Consider the following 20,138-nt stretch of genomic DNA (forward strand, 5'->3'; position numbering starts at 1 on the left):
CCGGTCACCGGGCCGGTCACTCCCGGGGGTCCCCCGGCGCGGTGATGGGGTGGGGCGGACGCGTCCCGTTGGGGGCCAGCGGAAGCCCCGCCGGCGGGTGCGGCCACGCGGGCGACCGGCGCGGAGCCGGGACGGGCGGTGAGGACCGCGGCGAGGGCGCTGGGGCGGGCGGCTCCGGCCGGTGGTCGGGGCAGCGGGGCGCAGGGATCTGCGCCGTCGGCGGGCGCAGGGGAAGACGGGAGCGGCAGAACGGACAGGTCGCGCCGTCCACCTGCTGTCCGCACCAGCGGCACAGGACCGTGCGGAGCGCGCCCAGGGCGCGGGCGGACGCCCGGGGGCCGGTCTCGAACGCCGCGAACTCGGTGTACCGGGACGTCCCCCAGAACTCCGCCCCCAGCGGCTGGAAAGGGCCGACGTGCGCCGTGGCGGTCCGCAGGGCGGGCAGGAGGTCGTCGTCGAAGGAGGAGACCCCGTGGACGCCCGACGAGGCCACGATCTCCAAGGGGGCGTCGGCGGACGAGGGGAGCGAGGGCAGGGACTCCCCGACCTCGCCGTGCGGGAGCCGGAACACCGCGGGGTGCGGGCAGCACAAGGCGATGAAGGTGCTGCGGGGAAGGTAGGAGGCCGCGTGCAGGGCGACGGACGTCGGCAGGGCGCTCAGCCCGGCCACACTGTGCAGACAGGCCCCGGAGAGCATGTGCCGGGGCAGCTCCTTGGCGGCGGAGGCGACGGCGCCTGGAGAGTGGACCGTTGCGAGCGCGGCCAGGCGGTCGGCCAGAACCGACAGTGCGAGCGGGGAGAGGCCGAGTGCGACACCGGTGATCTCGTCGGTCAGGGTCCGTGCGCGAGCGTGCAGCAGCGCGCGCTGTGCCGCTTCGGCCCGCCAGGCGGGATAGACGGCGACGACCGCCCGCCCCGCGTGCGTCTCTTGGAGGGCGAAGTCGATGAAGCGCCCGGACTGCTCGGAGTGCGAGCGCCCCTTGAGCGCGAAGCGCCGGGCCCGCCCGTCCTCGATGCGCCCGGTGGCGGGCGCGTCCGCGAGCAGCGCGACCGTGCAGGTCCGCGCGGCGGACGCGGCCGGGTCCAGGGCCGAGGCGGGGAGTGTCACCGGCGACTCCCTGGGGCGTGTCGACGTTCGCGGGGAGGGGCCCACTCAGGGGAATGGTAACCGAGCACGGCGTGGTACCCCCGGTCCGCTTCCGGTCTCGCGGCGGGAGGGAGAAGGGCAGGCGACCGGGGAACACCCCGGATCGTTTTCGGCTCGCTGTCGTTCCGGTATCGGCCCCGCCGCCTGGGGCGCCGTGCGGCCTTCGCTTACTGAGATTCGCGTCGGCTGCGGCAGGGCCGTCCTGCGGGGAGGCCGGACCCCGCGTGCATCGACAGTGGTGGAATCGCCACTGTCGATGGCGCGGGTTCAAGGGGTGGTTGCAACACCTGCTTGCCCAGGAGGTGCTGTGATGGCCGCCCGACCGGGACGCCCCCGCCTGCCCGCCGAATAGGAACACCGCTTCTGGAGCGCGGTGCGCCGAGGAGCCGATACCGACAGCGCCGCCGCGGCCGCAGGACAGCGGCTCTGCGGAGCCGACGGAGACAAGGCGGGCGCGCCGATTCCAGACGCCGGGCCGGGAACGACCGGGCCCCTCTGCCGCATGCAGAAGGCCCCGGCCGTCTGTCGCGACGGCCGGGGCCTTCCCGTGGGGTGAGTGAGGGGACTTGAACCCCCGACTTCTTGGACCACAACCAAGTGCTCTGCCAACTGAGCTACACCCACCATGGTTCCGCGGGCTACGCCGGTCTTGACCGGTTGTCGCCCGCGCTCTGATGAAGAGTCTAGCGGACTCCGGCGAGTGCTTCGGTCACTGGTCCCCCCGCTGCCCGGTGGCGGCGCCCTGGGGAAGGCCGGTCCCGCCGGCGGCGACATCAGCGGACACGGAGCGGACCGTGGAGGTGTCGGGCCCTGGAGGGGCGACGAAGGCGGCCGCGCGGTAGTAGCGGAGCTCCTGGATGCTCTCGGTGATGTCGGCGAGCGCGCGGTGGCCGCCGTGCTTCTCCGGGCTGTTGAAGTACACCCTCGGGTACCAGCGCCGCAGCAGCTCCTTGATGCTCGACACGTCCACCATGCGGTAGTGCAGGAAGTCGTCGATGCGGGGCATGTCACGGGCGATGAACAGCCGGTCCGTGGCGATCGAGTTGCCGCACAGCGGAGCCTTCTTCGGCTCGGGCACGAAGCGCTTGATGTACTCCAGCACCCGCTCCTCGGCCTCCTGGAGCGTCACACCGTTGTCCAGCTCGTCGATGAGCCCGGAGTCGGTGTGCATCTTGGTGACGAAGTCCCCCATGTGTTCAAGAGCCGACTGCGGCGGTTTGATGACGATGTCCAGGCCCTCGTCCAGCAGGTTCAGCTGGCCGTCGGTCACGACGCACGCCACCTCGATCAGGGCGTCGTTCTCCAGGTCCAGCCCGGTCATCTCGCAGTCGATCCACACCAGGGAGTCATTCATACCGGACAGCTTAGGCCCATTTGCGACGTGCGGTTTTCCACCGGAGGCGGTGGCGGGGCAGGGCCGGAGGGAGAAGAAGGGCGGGGACCGGTCCCGATCGGACCGGTCCCCGCGCCTGCGCTGCGAATCCCTGGCGGGCCGCTCCGCCCGACGGCCGCTCAGACCCCGAACAGCAGCCAGACGACGTCGAGCGTCCCCGAGTACTGGAGGTAGGCGCCGATGACGACCAGGACCAGCAGCACCACGACCAGGACCGTGCCGCAGCCGAAGCAGCCGCAACCGCCCTTCTTCTCCTTCTTGCGCCTGTCGGAGCGCCCCTGGGGGGCGTTGCCGCCCGGCGGCCCCTGCGGCGGGCCGTAGGGCGACGGGCCGCCGCCGTAGGGGTTGGGCTCCTGCGGCATGGGGCCGGGGGCATGGGCGTGCGGGGGCGGCATCGGGCCGCCGGGGCCCGGATGCGGTCCGTGTCCCTCGGGGCCGGGGAAGCCGGGCGGAGGCCCTGCCGGGCCCGGGTACGGCGGCTGGGGGCCGCCCGGTCCGGGGTAGGGCTGCTGCGGCCCGGACGGGGGACGGCCCTGGTCGGGGCCGGGTCCCATCGGAGCCCCCGGGTACGGCGGCGGGCCGCCGGGCGGGAACCCCTGGTCCGGACCACCGGGGCCGCCTGGAGCGCCCATCGGTCCGCCCGGCCCGCCCGGTCCGGGGAACGGGGACGGGGGCTGCTCCGGACCGCCGGGGCCGCCCGGACCTCCGGGGCCGCCCGGACCTCCGGGGCCCGGGGCGCCCATGGGGGCGCCGGGATAGGGAGGCTGAGGGCCGGAAGGGCCGGGGTAAGGCTGCTGCGGCCCAGAGGGGCCGGGGTAGGGCTGTTGAGGGCCGGAAGGGCCGGGGTAGGGCTGTTGAGGTCCGGAGGGAGGGCGGCCCTGGTCGGGGCCGGGTCCCATCGGAGCCCCCGGGTACGGCGGAGGCTGGTGGCCGACGCCCGGATGCGGTCCGGACGGGGGAAAGCCCTGATCGGGGCCTCCCGGCCCGGGGTAGGGCTGCTGCGGCCCGGACGGAGGACGGCCCTGCTCGGCCCCGTGGGCCTCCGCGCCGGGGTAGGCACCGCTCGGCCCCTGGAAGGCGGCGCCGGGCGTACCCTCGGGGCCCTGCTGCCGCCCGGCCTCCTGGGCCTGCTCGGCGAGGCGCTGCTGCTCCTCGGCTTGGCGCTTTGCCTCGGCGGCCTGTGCCTCCTGCCTCTGGCGGGCCTCTTCCTCGGCCTTCTTACGGGCCTCCTCGCGCTGCTGTCTGCGCTCTTCGGCGATCTCGGAGAAGCCCTCCTTGAGATCGCCGAAGAAGCGGTTGAAGCCGCCGCGCTTCTCCTCGCCGTCGCCGGTGCCCCCGGACTCGGCCAGCGCCGGGTCGTCCGGGTTGAATACGGCGGTCCGCGGCTCGTCGGCCTGCCCGGGCTGGAACACCGCCGTCCGGGGCTCCGCCGACCGGCCGCTGAGGTCGTCCGTGCGCTCGGTCGGGCCGTCCGTGTGCTCGGAGAGATCGTCCGTGCGCTCGGCGGCGTTCGCGAAGGGGTCGACCCGCATGGTGGAGTCCGCGGGCGGATCGTGTCCTGGTGTGGCGTGGGAGGAGGTGTAGGAGGCGGCTGCGGCGGGGTCGATGCGCATGGTCGAGCCGCCGAGGTCGGCTGTGGGTTCTTCGTCGTCCTGGCCGGGGGCCGGTGCGGACGGTGTGGCGTGGGAGGAGGTGTACGACGCCGCCGCGGCGGGGTCGATGCGCATCGTGCTGGGCTCGTCGCCGTAGGAGGGATCCTCAGGTGCCGCGGAGGAGGGGCCGCCGTACTGCGTGCCGTGATCGGAGCCGGAGGACGGCGGGATCCGCATCGTCGAGGGCTCGTCCCCGATGGGGGCGCCTCCGGCGTCGATGCCGCCGGTCGGGATGGTCGACTCGTCCGGCGCCGGGGGGAAGGACGCTCCCTGGGAACGCGGGAGGGTCGCCTCGTCGGGCGTGGAGGGGAACGACGACCCCTGAGAGGAGGGGAGCGTCTCGTCCGGAGACGCGCTCCGGCCCCCGCCGAGGTCGGCGGTCGGTTCGTCGTCTTCGCCCGCGGAGCCCGCGGCCGCACCCCCCGACGCGTCCGGCCGCAGATCCGACAGGTTGCGGACGTGCCCGGTCCACTCCTGCCCGTTCCACCACCGGAGCCGGCCGTCACCGCCGTGCGGGTCGTGGTACCAGCCTGGCTCGATCGATCCACCCATGGCGGACAGACTAAGGGGTCCGGCGACCGTGCAGGTCCGCGCAGGTGCCCCTGACGGCCTTTACCGCCTGACCGCGTACGAGGCGTCGAGGGGGTTGTCGGACCCCTCCTGCGGCGCGGGCCCGGGAAGAGGGGCCGGGCGCCCGCGCGGCCCCGACAGCCGGGCCCTGGGGCGCTCCGGGGAGAGGGAGAGGAGCCGCTGCACGTCGATCGCGCCGGGACCGTGGCCGCCGACCCCCGGCACCTGTGAGGCGCCGAAGTGGCCCGAGCGGCCCCACGCCCGTTCGGCGACGGGGTCCCGAACCGGCGTCGCCGCTGCGGGCGGCGGTCCTGGGGGCCACGCGCGCGCCACGCCCCACACGGCCAGCCAGCGCAGGATCGGATCGATGCCCTTCAACGGCCCGTCGGTGAAGGGCTCGTCGGACCGTCCCACGACGGTCACGATCACGCACGCGCGCCCTTCGTGGGCGCGGTCGGTTCCGTCCCCGAGCAGCTCTCCACTGGCCGGCGCGGTGGCCGGCAGGAGTTGGGCGACCTCGCCCGTGAGGGGGTTCCACACCAGGTGCGTGGAGCGCCCCTCGGAGTCGAGGTGTTCGGCGACGGAGCGCGCGCTGAGCGCCGCCGGATCCGACTCCGTGGTTCGCCATACCGCGCGGGGTGCGCCCCCGTGGAACGGTCCTTCAGGGGTGAAGGTGCACTCCACCCGTCCGGCGCCCGGCATCCATGCGTAGGCCACGGCCGCCACCCTCCGTCGCACACCACAACCACTTTTCTGAGTACGCGAGGCGGGGCGATTAGTCCATAGGTCCCGGCGTGGGGGGAACAGGGATCTAACGGTCACGATCATCGGGTTTCGGACCGAATTTCCGGGCCGCCCCTGGCCGAATCCGGTCACGGGCGGCCCGGCAGGCCCGGCGGGCTACGCCCCGCCCTGCCCCTCCTGGTTCTCCAGCCGCTGGGAGAAGGCCTGCAGGAAGATGTCGCCGATCTCGGCGGGGTTCTCGGTCTTGTAGGCCTCGCCCCCGGTCAGCTCGGCCACCTGCTCCATCGGCTCGAGGTCGATGCCCGGCCCGAAGGCGATGGTGAACACCGGGATCGGGTGGTGGGGGTTGGACTCCTCCTCGATGGTGGAGGCGAGCTGGTCGAGATCGATGCCGTCCGGGTCGTCGTTGTTGCCGTCGGTCAGCATCAGGATGGCGTTGACCTTGTCGGACTTGTAGGACGAGGCCATCTCCCGGTAGGCGGCCAGGTAGGTGTCGTACAGCCCGGTGTTGCCGTCGGGCACCGGCTCCATGCCGCCCAGCCGCGCGGCGACGTCCTGCTGGTGCGTGGCGCTGTCGGCGCCCTCGCCGGCCAGCTCCTGGATGGGCAGCAGCTCGCGGTGGTCCAGGTCGCCGTCCAGGCCCGTGGAGAACTCCCACAGCCCCAGCTCGGTGCTGTCGTTGAACAGCGACAGGCCCTGCTCGGCGGCGGCGGTGGTGACCTGCATGCGGCTCATCCCGGTCCCCGGGACCTCCTCCAGCATCGATCCCGACACGTCGACGATGGTCAGCAGGCGGGTGCCGAGCTTGAACTGGTTCCAGGCCTTCGTCAGGCGCTCGACGCTCTCGTTGTTCGGCGTGGGCAGGTTCTCGGGGATGTCGGCCTGGAAGCCCTGCTCCTCGGGCAGCGCCTCGCCGTCGATCGCCCCGTCCTGGGTGCGGAAGCCCTCCCGCTGGAAGCGCTTCTGCGCCGCGTCCTCCTCCAGCGCGCTGCGGAAGACCTGGGCCGCGCGGGTGGTCAGCGGGTCATCGGTCCGGGTGACGTAGGGGTAGTCGAGGGTGTAGGAGCCGGTGTCGGGGTAGCGCACGCGCGCCGGGGTGTCGGCGTGGTCGCGGTTGTAGCGGGCCGCGGCCTGCTCCGACAGGACCAGGACGGGGGCGGCGCCGTCGCCCGCGCTCTGCTCGGAGAACGCCTCGAAGGCGGCCTCCTCGGTCGGGGTGGCGCCCTCCTGCAGGGCCTGGATCGCCGCGACGAGCTGGGCCTGCCCCTCTTCGTCCTCGCCGCCGCCGATGGCGTCGGAGATCAGGGCGAGTGTGGCCAGCCCGGCGGAGCTGCGCACCGGGTCGACCAGGCGGACGTCGCTGCCGGACTCCTCCTCGGTGGGGGCCGCCGTGGGCACGAGCGTGTCCCAGGAGGCCTCGTCGTCGTCCTTCTCGGCCACCTTCTCGGGCTGGGCCAGCACGAGCGGGGAGGCGGCCACCGAGGTGCCGGTGTCGCTGACGACCCCCTCTCCGGAGTTCTCCTGCACGAAGTTGACCCAGAGCGAGGAGTCGGGGATCCACACCTGGGAGTCGGTGTCCCCCATGGTGGGGCCGCCGCCGGTGATCCCGTAGGCGACGTCGGCGGACTCGATCCCGCGCGCGCTGACCCGCACGCACTGGCCGTCGACCGCGTAGTCCTGCTCGTTGAACTGCTGGGCCACCCCCTGGACCGCGGTGGTGAGTTCGGGGCTCACGGCGACGTCGAGGGCGATGTCCTTGCCGCCGCAGCCGCTCTGGTTGAGGAAGATGTAGGTGCCGGTGAGGCCGACGGCCAGGATGATGGCGGCGGCCGACGAGAGCGCGGCGACGGCCCCGCCGCGGCGTCGGCGTCGGCGCCGGCGGCTGCGGCCCTCGGCGCCGCGCCGGTCGGCGTCTCCGTCGTCTGCGTGATTACCGCGGTGGCGTCCCAAGGTGGTCCTCGATGTGGTCTCGGGGGTAGGGCGTCGGGGTGGGGGGTTTGTGACGTGTGCCTCGGAAGGTTAGCGAAGTCCGATTCTGGGGTGAACAGTGGTCATGGGCCCGAGAGGGGATTCCGGTCAGCCCCGGTGACCCGGTTCCGGTCGTCGTTTCCGGTGCCGCTCAGGTGCCGCAGTCGGGCACGCACAGGCGCCGCGAGATCGAGCTGAGGAAGATGTCGCCGATCTCCCCGGGGTCGTCGGTCACCGAGAGGGTCCCGCTGGTCGCCTCGGCGATGGCGGCCAGCTCCTCGCGGTCGGACTGGGCGCCGAAGCCGATGATGAACATGGTGACCGGGCGCTCGGGGTCGAAGCGGTCCTGAAGCTCGGCGACGAGCTCGGAGTGCGAGATGTCGCTGGACCCCTCGTCGGACCCGGCGGTGAGCACGATGACCGAGTTGATCCGGTCCTCGTCGTAGCCGGCCTCCACCTCCCGGTAGGCGTCCAGGATGTTGTCGTAGAGCCGCGACCCGCCCCCGGCGACCTCGATGTCCTCGGCGACCTCCTGCAGCTCCTCGCGGCGGGTGGCGCCCCCCTCGCCCACGGCCTGCTCCAGCGGCCCCGGGTCGGCGGCGACGTCGCGGCCGTCGGAGCCGAACTCCTCCGACATCAGCCACAGGCCCATGTCGGTCCGGTCGGGGAACAGCGCCAGACCGGTCTCGGCGGCGGTGCGGGTCACCTCCAGGCGGCTGGGCCCGCCGTTGAGGTCGTCGGCCATCGCCGCGGAGACGTCGGCCAGCACGATGGTGCGCGAGTGCATGGACAGCCGGTTCCAGTCGTCCAGCGCGGTCAGCAGAGCGTCCCCGGTCAGGTCCTCGTGGGTCTCGGGCACATCCGGGGCGATGCCGGGTGCCTCGGCCAGCGGCCCGGAGGCGGCGCCGTCGGGGTCGCGGAAGCCCATCTCCCGCATCCGCTCGCGGTAGGCGGGCCGCTCGAGGATCCCGTAGAGGTCCCGGGCGGCCTGGCGGATGCGCGGGTCGTCGCCGGTGCTCACGAAGGGGTAGTCGAGCATCACCGTGCCCTCGGGCGGGTAGTGCGCGCGCAGCGGCGTGCCGGGGGACCCGGCGTTGTAGGAGGCCACGGCCTGCTCGGGCAGGACCGCGAGCGGTGCGGCCGCCTCGTCCGCGGAGGCGGGGAACAGGCCGGCGGGGTCGATCTCGCCGAACGCGGTGTCCAGCTGGACGTCGCGCACGAAGTCCGTCATGGCGGTGTCGGCCGCGTCCCCGGTGCCCAGCTCCCGGCGTACCGCGTGCATGGCGGCCATGCCGTCGACGCCGCGGTTGGGGTCGACCATCACCATGGGCCGGTCCGGGTCGCGCTCGCCGGGGAGCAGCAGGTCCCAGGCGGTCCCGCCGGAGGCGCGCACCCCTTCGGCGCCCTCCGGGGCCGCCAGCACCACCGGGGAGGCGGCCAGGGAGCGCGGCTCGGTCTCCACCGCCTGGGCGCCGCTCTCGGAGATCCGGGCCAGCTCCACCCAGGCCGAGGACTCGGGCACCCACACGTCCGGCCGGACGGCCGCACCGCCCGGGCCGCCGGACAGCTCGGTCATGATGCGGTGCGGTGCGGTCTCGTCGGCCTGGGCGAGTACGCAGGTGCCGTCGTAGCGCATCTCCTGGGCGTTGAACTCGTCGGCGGCCTGGCGCAGCAGCGGGGCCATGCTCAGCGTGCCGGAGATGCGCAGGTACCGCGTCTGGCCGCAGTCGGCCAAGCGCAGGGCGGCGGGCACCGCGAGGCTGGCGGCGGCGATCACGGCCAGGGCGACGGCGGTGAGGCCGAGGGGCGAGGCCAGCGCCCGGCGGGTGCGGGAGCCGGTGCGCTGTTCGAGACGGTGGCGGCCGCTGGACACGGGGGCTTCTCCGGGGGTGGGGCGTGCTTGGCGGCGACCTTACTGCCAAGTAGGGGGCCAGGAGAAGAGCGCACCCGGTCGCGGGCCGGGTGGTGCCCGGTTTGGCCGGGGTGGCTAGTATGCGTGGTCGGTGCACGACGGATTCCGGAGAAGAGAGGCGCGCGGGGGCGAGCCCCGGTGCGCGCGGGGGGTGACGGGACAGGGCGGACGAACCGCCGCCTTTGGTCGTCGCACCGGAAAGTAATCGTCTAACTACGTAGAGTGGCATTCATGTCCAAGCAGAACCCCCGGCGCCGGTCCCCCCGCGCGATCGGCCCCGCCGTGCTCGGGGCGGTATGCGCCGGCGGAGCCATCGCGTGGGTGCTCGGCGCGGTCCTGTCCCTCCTGCCCGCCCCGCCGGAGACCGGCGCCTCGGCCGCCGGAGCGCTCGACCCCGTCAGCGAGGCGACCGAGGAGGAGCCCGAGGCGCCCACCGGCCGCCTGCAGGTGCAGCTGTCGGTCGAGGAGCGCGCCTACATCCAGAGCGTCACCTGCACCGGCGACGCCTCCGAGGACCCCGGGGTCTGCGCCGACCTGGCGCTGGTCCAGGCCGAGACCGCCGACGGCGAGGGCATCGGGCTCTTCGACGAGGTCCCCGAGGGCGCCGTGTGCGAGGAGGACCACGAGTACGGGGCCGGGCGGGCCCGCATCACCGGCGAGTGGGGCGGCCAGGAGGTCGACACCGAGGTCTCCCGCACCGACTCCTGCGAAGAGGTCCGCTGGCAGCGCCTGCGCCCCCTGACCGACGCTGTGGCCGCCGAGCCCGTGCCGTGAGCCCCAGCCCGGAGGGCGGGCCGGTCCGAAGGGCGCGCCCGTCGTCCGGTCCCGGACCTGGGCGACAATGGTGGGCCATGGAAGCCATCGAGGTCACCGATCCCCGCGACCCCCGTCTGGGCGACTATGTCGGGCTGCGGGACGTCACCCTGCGCAAGAGCCTTGAAGCCGAGCACGGGCTGTTCATGGCCGAGGGCGACAAGGTCATCCGCCGCGCGCTGCGCGCGGGGTTCGCTCCGCGGTCGCTGCTGCTGACCGAGCGCCGCCGTGACGCCCTGGGGGACGTGGTCGACGGGGTCGATGCGCCGGTGTACATCGTCTCCGAAGAGGTCGCCCAAGGGCTGGTCGGCTTCCACCTGCACAGGGGCGCCCTGGGGTCGTTCCACCGGCGGCCGCTGCCCGCGGTCGGCGATGTGCTCCGAGGGGCGCGGAGCGTGGTCGTCTTAGAGGACATCGTCGACCACACCAACGTCGGCGCGATCTTCCGCAGCGCCGCCGGCCTCGGCGTCGACGCCGTCCTGCTGTCGCCCCGATGCGCCGACCCCCTGTACCGGCGATCGGTGAAGGTCTCCATGGGCTCGGTGTTCACACTGCCCTACGCCCGCATGGACGACTGGAGGCAGGGGCTGGGGGAGCTGCGCGACCGGGGGCTGCGCGTCCTCGCCCTCACGCCAGGGGAGGACTCCGCGCCGATCGACAGGGAGCTGGCCGCAGAGCCGGGGCGGCCGACCGCGCTCCTGCTGGGCACCGAGGGGGACGGCCTCTCGTCGCGGTGGCTGGACCAGGCCGATGCCCGGGTGCGCATCCCCATGGCCGGACGTGACGTCGACTCCTTCAACGTCACCGCGGCCGCGGCGATCGCCTGCTACGAGTTGGTGCGCTGTTCGGCGCCCACGGAGCCCTCTCTGCCGTCCGCGCCCTGACCGCCCCGCGGGGCGAGCACGGCGTCCAGTTCGGACAGGACCTCTTCGGCGATGTCGCGCTCGGCGGCGTAGCGCCGTTCGGCCCATGAGGTCACCAGGGTGGCGTAGCGGTGCCGCGTGTAGTCGTGCTCGGCGATCCGGTTGGACAGCTCGGCCGCCGCGCGCATCTCCTCGGAGCGGTCGCGGTGCTCGCTGACGATCTCGCGCAGCCGGTCGGGTTCGGCGTAGGCGCCCAGCCATACGCGCAGCATCGCGCCGTTGCGGGCGGTGGGGTATTCGACCGGGGTGTCGCGGATCCAGGCCGCCAGAGCCTCGCGTCCCTCGGGCGTGATCTCGTACCCCCGCTTGGCGCGGGCGTTGCGGCCCCCGGTGGTGGCGTCGGCGACCGGGACGCTGCGGTGGTGCACGTAGCCGTGCCGCTCCAGGCGCTGCAGCTCCGTGTAGATCTGGCTCATCGCCGGGACACTGTGGAAGTAGCCGAGAATGTTCTCCGCCCACTGGCGGAGCTGGTACCCGGAGAGCTCCGTCCCGAAGGAGAGCAGCCCCAGGATCGCCCAGGCGTTGACCGGGAGCGAGGGGCGGGGGACGTTGCGAGCGGTATCGGTCGTCGGCATGGCGATCACCCTACGTCACGGACCACAGGGGTGCCCTGGGGCCGAAGGGCCGCGATCCGAGGCACTGACGGCCTTGACGCCGCGGGGGCGCGAGCCGCCTGAGCGGCTGCGGCCGCCCCGGCCCCTGGTAGCGTCCCACGTCGAGCGCGGCCCCGGGGAGGGGCCGTCGCCGGGGCCGGTGCCGGCGGCTCGGCGCCCGGCCTTCGACAGGTTGCGAGGAGGAGCGATGCCCGACCGGGTCCTGGTGCCCTGGAAGGAGAACCTGTCCGCCGTGCCCGAGGGGCTCGACGGCGCCGTCTTCGACGGCCGGGGCGAGCCCGAGGGCCTGGCCGACGTGGTGTTCTTCGTGATGCCCTACGGGCGCACACAGCGGGTGGACCTCCTGGCGCGCATGCCGCGGCTGCGCGTGTGCCAGCTGCTCACCGCCGGCTACGAGAACGCCCTGCCCCACCTGCCCGACGGGGTGGAGCTGAGCAACGGGCGGGGGCTGCACGACGCCAGCACCGCCGAGCACGCGCTCGCGCTCATCCTCGCCGACCGGCGCGACCTTCCGCAGTGGGCCGCCGAGCAGCGCGCCGGCACCTGGAACCCGCACTACACGCGCTCCCTCGCGGACACGCGCGTGCTGATCGTGGGCCACGGGAGCATCGGCCGTGCCCTGGAGGCGCGCCTGGCGCCGAACGAGTGCGAGATCGTGAAGGTGGCGCGCACGGCCCGGCCCGAGGAGGGCGTCCACGGCATCGAGGACCTGCACGGGCTGCTGCCGGGCGCCGACATCGTGGTGCTGCTGACCCCGCTGACCGACCGCACGCGCGGGCTCATCGGGGCCGAGGAGCTGGGCCTGATGCGGGACGGGGCGCTGGTGGTCAACGTCGCCCGGGGGCCGGTGCTCGACACCGGGGCGCTGCTCGCGCAGGAGGGCCGGATCCGCGCCGCCCTCGACGTCACCGACCCCGAACCCCTCCCCGGGGGGCACCCCCTGTGGCAGGCGCCCAACGTGTTCGTCACGCCGCACGTGGCGGGCGGCTCGGACACCTTCTACCCCCGCGCGCGGAGGTTCGTCGACGACCAGCTCCGGCGATGGGCCGGGGGCGTTCCCCTGGCGAACGTGGTGCGGCGGCCCTGACACACCGGCGCGCCCGCGTCCCCACGCCAGGGCCGAACGGGAGGTCCGATAAGGGGTGGAGGGGCCGCTTCTACCATGCGCAACGCCGGTGCGCATGAATTCCGGCCCGGCTGTCCGCAAACGGCCGAGCACAGGATCGCGGCCCGTGAAGCGGAGGGGGCGCTCGAGCGTGACCTCGACAGCGAACAGGGGAATGCCCATGACCATGGAACTATGCGAGCGTCCTGATCGGGCCGGGGTCGACCTGCGGTCCGCCTCCGAGTACGTCGATGTTCCCGAGGGCTACAGGGTCGAGGTCCTCGGAGGGAAGATCTACGTGACGCCCGCGCCCACGCCGATTCACAACTTGACGGTCGAGCTCGTCTACGACCAGTTGCGGGACGCCCTTGAAGACGGGCGCCGCCCGCATGCGGGGTCCTCTGTGGCCCCGAGCCGGAGGCCGGGGAGCAGGAGGCGAGCGAGTACGCGATCCCGGATCTGATCGTCGTCGACCGCAAGGAGCTGGTCGAGGCGCGGTCGGTACTCCCTGCCGCAGTAGTGGACATGGCGGTCGAGGTCGTATCGCCGAGCACTCCCCGCAAAGACCGCGAGGTCCTCCCTGAGGTGTACGCGAGTTGGGGCATTCCGCTCTATCTGGTCATCGATCCCCGATGTGGCGGGATCGCCCTGTACTCCGACCTGGTCGGCGAGGAGTACCGCCTCAAGAGCGCCCACCGGTTCTCGGAACCGGTCGCCCTTCCTGCTCCGTTGGACGGCACCGTCCTGAAAACCGTGGAACTGCCCCGGTACCCCCGCCACTGGAGGTGACCGGGCCGGGGCGGTGGGTGGCCGGTTTCGGCCAAGCGGCGGGGATTCGGTTCCTCGTGTGTTCACCCGGACGCGGCTTGAAAACGGCGCTCCCGCCGCCCATGCTTGTACGCGATGTCCGCCCACCCTCCGTCAGGCGCGGGAAAGCGAGGTCGATTCGTGCGGGACCGGCTGAGAACATGCGCGGGGACCACCGTCGCATTCGCGGTTGCCTTCTCCGCGTTGGGAGCGCCCGCCTGGGCCGAGCCCGAGCCCGACGTCGCCGACCGGCCCCCCGTCGGCGCGCAGCGCGGTACCGGCCCCGAGCCGGAGCCGAGCGGCGGCGACGCCTCCCCGCCGGTGGCCGACGCCGCCGCGCTGGAGGAGGGGACCCGGGTCGCGCCCGTGGGCGAGCCGCGCAGCCGGGAGTACTTCGCCGTCACCCCCGAGCCGCTTCCCGACAAGGCCGTGCGCCGGGTGCGCGGCCTGGACGGGGTCGAGGCCGTCGAGGTCGTCGACGCGGCGCGGGTGGGCGTCGAGGGCGAGGAGACCTCGGTCATGGGCGTGGAGCCGGGGCGGTTCCGCAACTTCGCCCCGCGCCCCTCCGCCGAGTCCGACGAGATCTGGGAGGGCATCGCCGAGGGGCGCATCGCGCTCTCCGACGACGCGGGCAAGCAGCGCGGGCTGGACGTAGGCAGCGAAGTGGACATCGCCGGCGCCGACGGCGACCGGAGCGCCGAGGTGTGGACCCACGCCACCTCCGGCGTCGCGGGCATCGACGCCCTCGTCTCCCGCGACCTCGCCTCCGATCTCGGCTTCCCCGAAGGGAACGGGGTCATCGTTTCGGCCCCCGACGCCGACCTGTGGGAGCTCAAGGACCGCCTGGAGGAGGTCTTGGGCGAGGAGGCCTCGCTGCAGCTCCTCTCCGAGGACCCCGAGCCGCGGCCGTCCGGGGCGCGCGGCGAGGAGGTCCCCGGGGCCACCCTGGAGCGCGTCATCGCCAACGCCGAGGGCATGGTCGGCGTGCCCTACGTCTGGGGCGGCGAGTCCCTGGCCGAGGGCGGGTTCGACTGCTCCGGGCTGCTCCAGTGGGCCTTCGCCGAGGAGGGCATCGCCATTCCCCGCGTCACCCACGACCAGTGGTACGCCGGCGAGCACGTCGAGTGGGAGGACGCCCGCCGCGGCGACCTGATCTTCTGGCGCTCCGACCCCACGGCCCCCGACTACATCTCGCACGTGGCGATCTACCTGGGCGACGGCAGGATGCTGGAGGCCCCCCGGACCGGCCTGGACGTGCGCGTGACCGACGTGCGCATGGCCGACATGGCGGGCGTCGTCCGGGTGCACGTGGACTGAGGCCCGGGTCCTGGGAACGCGAAGGGGCGGTGCCGCGCCGGCACCGCCCCTTCTCATCTCCTGGCGCCGAGGCCAGCCGGGAGGGGAGGGCTGGACTCTGCAGGAGGGGAAGCAGGGCGCGTCACTGAGGGAGGGGGAGTCAGCGATACCGGCCCTGCGCGTGGCTTATTCGGCTATCGAACACACGGCTTCTCACCAAGCGGCGTTCGCTACTCGGTCAAGGTAAGCAGCGTAGGGGCGTTTTGGCAAGAGCCGTAACGACCTCCGCAACACCGTCATGCCACCGAAAGTAGCGGAAACCCGCGGTGCGCGCAGTAAAACGCCCGACAAGGCGGGGCAATCGCGGCGCCATGCCCCGGGCCCAGGGACAGAGGTGCACCGCGGGTTATCTTGGGTGGGGCGCGTCACATCCGATCCAAGGGTGCGGCGGGCGGCAGCCGCGGAGTTCGACCCCGGAGGGCGGACGCATGAGCAGCCGTGACCGGAGCCAGGAGCGGGGACGGGAGGGTGCGGGGCCGCAGCGGCCGCCGCGCGTGATCGTGGTCGGAGCCGGGCCCGTCGGGCTCACGGCCGCCCTGGCGCTGGCCCGCGCGCGCGTCCCGTGCACGGTCCTGGAGGCCCAGGACGAGCGCGGCGCAGCCTACTTCCGCTCCACGGGCTCCAAGGCGATCTGCTTCCAGCGCGATGTGCTCGACGTGTTCGAGCGCTTGGGGGCGGGCGCCCGCATCGTCGCCGAAGGCACCACATGGACCACCGCGCGCACCTACTACCGGGGCCGGGAGGTCCGCACCGTCACCTTCCCCTCGGGAGCCGGGGCCGGCGAAGGTCTCCTGCCGCCGTGGATCAACATCTCCCAGGCGCGCGTCGAGGAGGAGCTGCTGGCGGCGGTCGCCGCCGAACCGGGCATCGACCTGCGTTTCGGCCACCGCGTGGTGGGCCTGACCCAGGAGGGGGACGGCGGGGGCGGGGCGGACGGGGTGCGGGTCGAGGCCCTGGCCCCTGACGGGACCGCGGCGCTGCACGCCGACTACGTCGTCGGCGCCGACGGTCCGCGCAGCGCGGTGCGCGAGCTGCTGGGCGTGGGGTTCCCCGGGGAGTCGTTCGGCGACCGCTTCCTGATCTGCGACATCCGCGCCGACCTGCCCTTCCCCAACGAGCGGCGGTTCCACTTCGACCCCGAGTGGAACCCCGGGCGCCAGGTGCTCGTGCACCAGTGCCCCGACTCGACCTGGCGCATCGACTGGCAGGTGCCCGACGGGTTCGACCTGGAGGCCGAGCGCCGCGCCGGGGCGCTGGACGCGCGCATCCGCAGGATCGTCGGCGACGGCGACTACACGCTGGTGTGGTCGTCGGTGTACCGCTTCCACGAGCGCTGCGCCGAGCGCCTTCGGGTGGGCCGCGTCCTGCTCGCCGGAGACGCCGCGCACCTGTACGCCCCCTTCGGCGCGCGCGGACTGAACAGCGGGGTCCAGGACGCCGAGAACCTCGCCTGGAAGATCGCCTGCGCGCTCCGGGCGCCCGGCCCCGCCGCCGCGGACGCCCTGATGGAGACCTACCACGCCGAGCGCTGGGCGGCCGCGCAGGAGAACCTGCGCGTCACCGGGGACACCATGCGGTTCCTGGTCCCGCACACCGACGAGGACCGGCGCCGCCGCCGAGACGTGCTGGAGCGCGCACTGGAGGATCCCGAAGCCGGAGACCGGATCGACTCGGGCAGGCTCGCCGAGCCCTTCCGCTACGCGGACTCCCCGCTGACCACGCCCGCCGGGCCCGTGCCGCCCCAGGCCCGGCCGGAGGCGCCCGTGCCCGGCGACATCTGCCCCGACGCCCTGTGCACGCCCGCTGCGGGAGGCGCGCGGGAGCGGGTGCGCCTGCGGGCCCTGCTGGGCCCCGGATTCACCGTGCTCGCCGGGCGGGAGGCCGATGCGGCCGCCGCGGCCCGTGCCTGCCGGGGGCTCCCGGCGGACGTGGCGCCCGTGGCCCTGGAGCGGATCGACGTCTCAGGCACGGCGGCCGACGCGCTCGGACACCCGCCGGGAACCCTGTTCGCCGTGCGTCCCGACGCCCATCTGTGCGCCGTGCTGCCGCCGGGCGGCCCGCCCGAGCGCGTGCGGGCCGCGATCGAGCGCGCCTGCGGCGCGCGAACACCGGCCGTGCGGGGTAGGTGAACGTCAGGGAGGCGCGTACAGGCGTCTCGACGGCGGCGCCCCGGGACAGGAGGCAGAGGCGACGTAGGGCACAGGAGCCATGGAGGCTCCAGGGGGCGACGGGCCCCGGAAAGGACGGCGACATGCCCTTCTACCGAGCTGTCGGAGAGTTTCCCCGCAAGCGCCACACGGTCTTCCGGCGGCCGGACGGGTTCACGCACGGCCCCCGGCCGGGTGCGGTCGAGGAGGTGCTCGGGGCACGGGCCACCACCGGGACCCCCGTCATGGTGGACACCTTCCGGCCGCTGGAGACCGGGCCGGCCGGACGGGCCTCGGAGGGCCCCGCCTGCGCCTGGAGCCGGGCCCGCTGATGCCGGGCGTCGACCGCGCGGCCCCGCCCGGGCAGATCCTGCTGCACGGGCTGGTCGACGACGCCGGCCTGTTTCCGCCGTCGCCGCTCTCGCTCTTCCAGGCGATGCAGCGCAACAGGACCGACCGCATCCTGGCCCATCCGCTGCTCAGTCGGCGCCTGCTGTGCCCGGCCCCGCTCCTGCCCGAACTGGCCCGTCGGGTGCGCGAGGGCGGCGCGGCCGCGGCCCTGGAGGGAGCGGTCCAGGGCGAGGTCGACCGGGAGCTGGCGGAGGGTGTTCCGGTCCCGCGAGCCCCGGTCGGGGCGGGCCTTGGCGGAACGGAGCCGCAGGGGCCCACGTCGGGCCCGACAGAAGAGCGTTCGGACCCCTGGGACCCGTTGGACGTGGGCGTGGTGCTGGACGGCGACGGCCGCGGGGCGCTCGCCCATGACGCCGGGGCGCCGGGGCTGAGGGTGACCCACTTCGAGACGTGGGCGCTGCCGGAGGACGTGCGCCGGGCGGCCCTGATGGCCCGGGTCGGCGGGGTCTCCCGGATCAGGACGGTGTTCTTCGAGGTGCCGAGGGGCCACCGGCGCCTGGAGGCGATCGGGGCGCTGAGCGGGGCGCGTCCGCTCGGGGTGCGCATCCGCTGCCACGGCTCGCGCGGGTGCCCGCCGCCCGGCGTCACCGAGCTGGCCGACGTCATCGGCGAGTGCGCGTTCTGGGACGTGCCGTTCCGCCTGGCGGCGGGCCAGCACCGGGCGGTGTCGGCGCCGCCGGTCGGCGGCCGCCCCGCACGGCACGGGTACCTGAACGTGCTGCTGGCCACGGCGGCGGCCGTCGAGGGGGCGGGCGCGGGGGAGGTGCGCGAGGCGCTGCGCACCTGCGACGAGGAACTGGTCGCGGCCCGGTTCGCCGCGGTGGGGTGGAGGACCGCGGTGCGCACCCGCCGGGTGTTCGCCGGTCTCGGCGCCCGGAGCACCGGGGAGCCGCCGCACGATGCCGAGCGCTTGGGTCTGCTGGCGATGGCCGGGAAGGGGGCCGCGTGACGGAACGGGTGCGGAGTGTGCGGACGACATGGGTCTCCGGCGCCGACGAGGCCGGGTACGGGGCGGACAACCTCCCCTACGGGGTGTTCCGCGAACGCGGCGGCGGGCCCGCCAGGGTCGGGGCCAGGATCGGCGGCATGGTGGCCGATCTGGCGCCGCTCCTGGGGATGGCCGAGTTCGCTCGGCCGTCCCTGGCGCCGTTCATGGCGATGGGGCCGATCGCGTGGCGGGCGGTACGCGCCCGCGTGTCCGGGATGCTGACCGACGAGGGGGCGCGTCCCCAGGTGGAGCCGCACCTGATCCCCCTGGAGAGTGTGGAGATGACCGCGCCCGTCGCCCCGCGCGCGCACACCGGCTATCTGTGCTCGCTGGAGTACGCGCGCAACGCGGCGCGGATCCTCGCTCCCGGAGAGCGGCTGCTTCCGGGCATGTGGGGGGACCGCCCCCTCGGAGGCGGGAGCCGTCCGGCGTCGGTGGCCGAGCCCGGCGGGACGGTCCCGAGGCCGAGGGGGCGCAGGGCAGCCCGGGGCGGAGGGAACGGTGTCGTCTCAGGGCCCGACGGGCTCGGCGGCTTTGACGGCGCGGCCGACGGGCACGAGGGCGACGGCGGCGACGGGCCGAGCCTGCGCCTGGACGTGGGGGCCGAGCTGGCGTTCGTGGTGGGGGTGCCGAACACGCCGGGGAGCCCGCTGCCGGTGGGGGAGTTCGCCGAGCACGTGTTCGGGGCGGTCCTGATCGCCGGTTGGTCGGCGCGCGACCTGCCTTCGGAGGACGGCGGGCCGGAACCGCTGCCGGGCCGGGCGGTGGCCACATCGGTGGCGCCGTGGGTGGTGCAGCTGGACGCCCTGGGCGCGGCGCGCGTGCCGGCCCGGGACCGCCGGTCCCCGCTGCCCCACCTGCGCAGCGTCGCGGACTGGGCGCTGGAGGTCGCCTTCGCCCTGCGGGTGAACGGACAGACGGTCGCCCGGCCGCGGCTGAGCCGGGCGTACTGGACCCCGGACCAGATGGTGGCGCAGCTGACGGCCGACGGGACGGCGCTGAGCACCGGCGACCTGGTGTCGACCGGGACGGTGTCGGGGGCCGGCGGCGCACGGGCGGATCAGGGGGAGCGGGAGGAGCGCGGAAGCCTGCTGGAACTGGGCGGGGGAGGCGAGCACCCGGTGGTGCTGCCGGACGGAAGCGAACGGGCGTTCCTGGAGGACGGGGACCGGGTGGAGGTGACCGCGACCGCCCCGGGCCTGGGAGGAGGCTTCATCAGCCTGGGCGAGGCCGAGGGGACCGTCGTCCCGGCGGCGGAGGCTTGAGGGGCGGCGTCGCGGGCCGTGCCGGGCCCGGACGGCGCGGGCGGTGAAGACGGGCCTTCGGCGTTCCCGTCGCCCGGCGTCCGCCTCCGTTCCGTGAGCAAGGCCGGTGGGAGGTCCCGCACTGCGCTGCATCGGCCTGGGCCGCGGATGCCGCCGGGGCCGATCGCATGACCGTCGGCCGCCCCACGGAGACCGACGCGAACCTCAGGAGCGCGTCTCGGTCGTTCGGCGCGCGCCCCGGGGGCCGGCGGAGTCGGTGGGCGAGACACGGTGACGGCACGGACAGGGCGCCGCCGTGGTTCCACGGCGGCGCCCCCCGGTGC

General features: G+C 74.3%; 16 protein-coding genes and 1 tRNA gene. 9 read left to right on the plus strand and 8 right to left on the minus strand.

Annotated elements, in window-relative coordinates; translation table 11 throughout:
* Positions 1 to 16: 16 nt before the first annotated feature.
* The 7 genes from C892_RS0111925 to C892_RS0111955 form a co-directional block, all read right to left on the minus strand.
* A complete protein-coding gene (locus C892_RS0111925) occupies positions 17 to 1,108 on the minus strand; it encodes a hypothetical protein (protein WP_017557390.1) in 1,092 nt (363 codons plus the stop codon).
* A gap of 587 nt (positions 1,109 to 1,695) precedes the next feature.
* Positions 1,696 to 1,771: transfer RNA gene (locus C892_RS0111930), tRNA-His, on the minus strand.
* Between the two features lie 85 nt (positions 1,772 to 1,856).
* Entirely contained in the window at positions 1,857 to 2,501 is a 645-nt protein-coding gene (gene orn / locus C892_RS0111935; RefSeq protein ID WP_040685371.1) for an oligoribonuclease, read from the minus strand.
* Positions 2,502 to 2,659: 158 nt separating this feature from the next.
* Positions 2,660 to 4,744, minus strand: a complete 2,085-nt coding sequence (locus C892_RS32580; RefSeq protein WP_026124308.1) for a DUF2510 domain-containing protein — start codon at positions 4,742 to 4,744, stop codon at positions 2,660 to 2,662.
* 60 nt (positions 4,745 to 4,804) lie between these two features.
* Positions 4,805 to 5,488 carry a hypothetical protein gene (locus tag C892_RS0111945; protein ID WP_017557392.1) on the minus strand — a complete coding sequence of 228 codons (684 nt, stop codon included), beginning with the start codon at positions 5,486 to 5,488 and terminating at the stop codon, positions 4,805 to 4,807.
* 174 nt (positions 5,489 to 5,662) lie between these two features.
* Positions 5,663 to 7,456, minus strand: coding sequence for a substrate-binding and VWA domain-containing protein (locus tag C892_RS0111950; protein ID WP_017557393.1), 1,794 nt, complete (start codon positions 7,454 to 7,456; stop codon positions 5,663 to 5,665).
* 169 nt (positions 7,457 to 7,625) lie between these two features.
* Positions 7,626 to 9,347, minus strand: coding sequence for a substrate-binding domain-containing protein (locus C892_RS0111955; protein WP_017557394.1), 1,722 nt, complete (start codon positions 9,345 to 9,347; stop codon positions 7,626 to 7,628).
* Between the two features lie 270 nt (positions 9,348 to 9,617).
* On the opposite strand from C892_RS0111955, the gene C892_RS0111960 reads away from it, so the two are divergent.
* Together C892_RS0111960 and C892_RS0111965 are read left to right on the plus strand one after the other, a co-directional pair.
* On the plus strand, positions 9,618 to 10,160 hold the full coding sequence (locus C892_RS0111960; protein ID WP_017557395.1) for a hypothetical protein: 543 nt from the start codon (positions 9,618 to 9,620) through the stop codon (positions 10,158 to 10,160).
* Between the two features lie 77 nt (positions 10,161 to 10,237).
* Positions 10,238 to 11,083, plus strand: coding sequence for a TrmH family RNA methyltransferase (locus tag C892_RS0111965; RefSeq protein WP_017557396.1), 846 nt, complete (start codon positions 10,238 to 10,240; stop codon positions 11,081 to 11,083).
* On the opposite strand, the gene C892_RS0111970 is transcribed toward C892_RS0111965, so the two are convergent.
* The gene (locus tag C892_RS0111970; protein WP_017536866.1) at positions 11,026 to 11,697 is read right to left on the minus strand and encodes a PadR family transcriptional regulator; all 672 of its coding nucleotides are present in this window, start codon (positions 11,695 to 11,697) and stop codon (positions 11,026 to 11,028) included. The genes C892_RS0111965 and C892_RS0111970 overlap by 58 nt on opposite strands.
* Positions 11,698 to 11,923: 226 nt before the next feature.
* On the opposite strand from C892_RS0111970, the gene C892_RS0111975 reads away from it, so the two are divergent.
* From C892_RS0111975 to C892_RS0112010, 7 genes are all read left to right on the plus strand, one after another.
* On the plus strand, positions 11,924 to 12,823 hold the full coding sequence (locus C892_RS0111975; RefSeq protein WP_017557398.1) for a 2-hydroxyacid dehydrogenase: 900 nt from the start codon (positions 11,924 to 11,926) through the stop codon (positions 12,821 to 12,823).
* 468 nt (positions 12,824 to 13,291) lie between these two features.
* Entirely contained in the window at positions 13,292 to 13,630 is a 339-nt protein-coding gene (locus C892_RS28825) for a Uma2 family endonuclease (protein ID WP_083934359.1), read from the plus strand.
* A gap of 159 nt (positions 13,631 to 13,789) precedes the next feature.
* Positions 13,790 to 14,965: a C40 family peptidase gene (locus tag C892_RS0111990; protein WP_026124309.1), complete on the plus strand. Its 1,176-nt coding sequence runs from the start codon at positions 13,790 to 13,792 to the stop codon at positions 14,963 to 14,965.
* Between the two features lie 467 nt (positions 14,966 to 15,432).
* Entirely contained in the window at positions 15,433 to 17,133 is a 1,701-nt protein-coding gene (locus tag C892_RS0111995) for an FAD-dependent oxidoreductase (RefSeq protein WP_083934360.1), read from the plus strand.
* Positions 17,134 to 17,255: 122 nt separating this feature from the next.
* On the plus strand, positions 17,256 to 17,483 hold the full coding sequence (locus C892_RS0112000) for a hypothetical protein (RefSeq protein WP_017557402.1): 228 nt from the start codon (positions 17,256 to 17,258) through the stop codon (positions 17,481 to 17,483).
* On the plus strand, positions 17,483 to 18,511 hold the full coding sequence (locus C892_RS0112005) for a hypothetical protein (protein WP_017557403.1): 1,029 nt from the start codon (positions 17,483 to 17,485) through the stop codon (positions 18,509 to 18,511). The genes C892_RS0112000 and C892_RS0112005 overlap by 1 nt, the downstream gene beginning before the upstream one ends.
* A 17-nt stretch (positions 18,512 to 18,528) precedes the next feature.
* Entirely contained in the window at positions 18,529 to 19,815 is a 1,287-nt protein-coding gene (locus tag C892_RS0112010) for a fumarylacetoacetate hydrolase family protein (RefSeq protein ID WP_017557404.1), read from the plus strand.
* Positions 19,816 to 20,138 lie beyond the last annotated feature (323 nt).

Source organism: Nocardiopsis baichengensis YIM 90130 (assembly GCF_000341205.1).
Taxonomy (GTDB): domain Bacteria; phylum Actinomycetota; class Actinomycetes; order Streptosporangiales; family Streptosporangiaceae; genus Nocardiopsis_A; species Nocardiopsis_A halophila.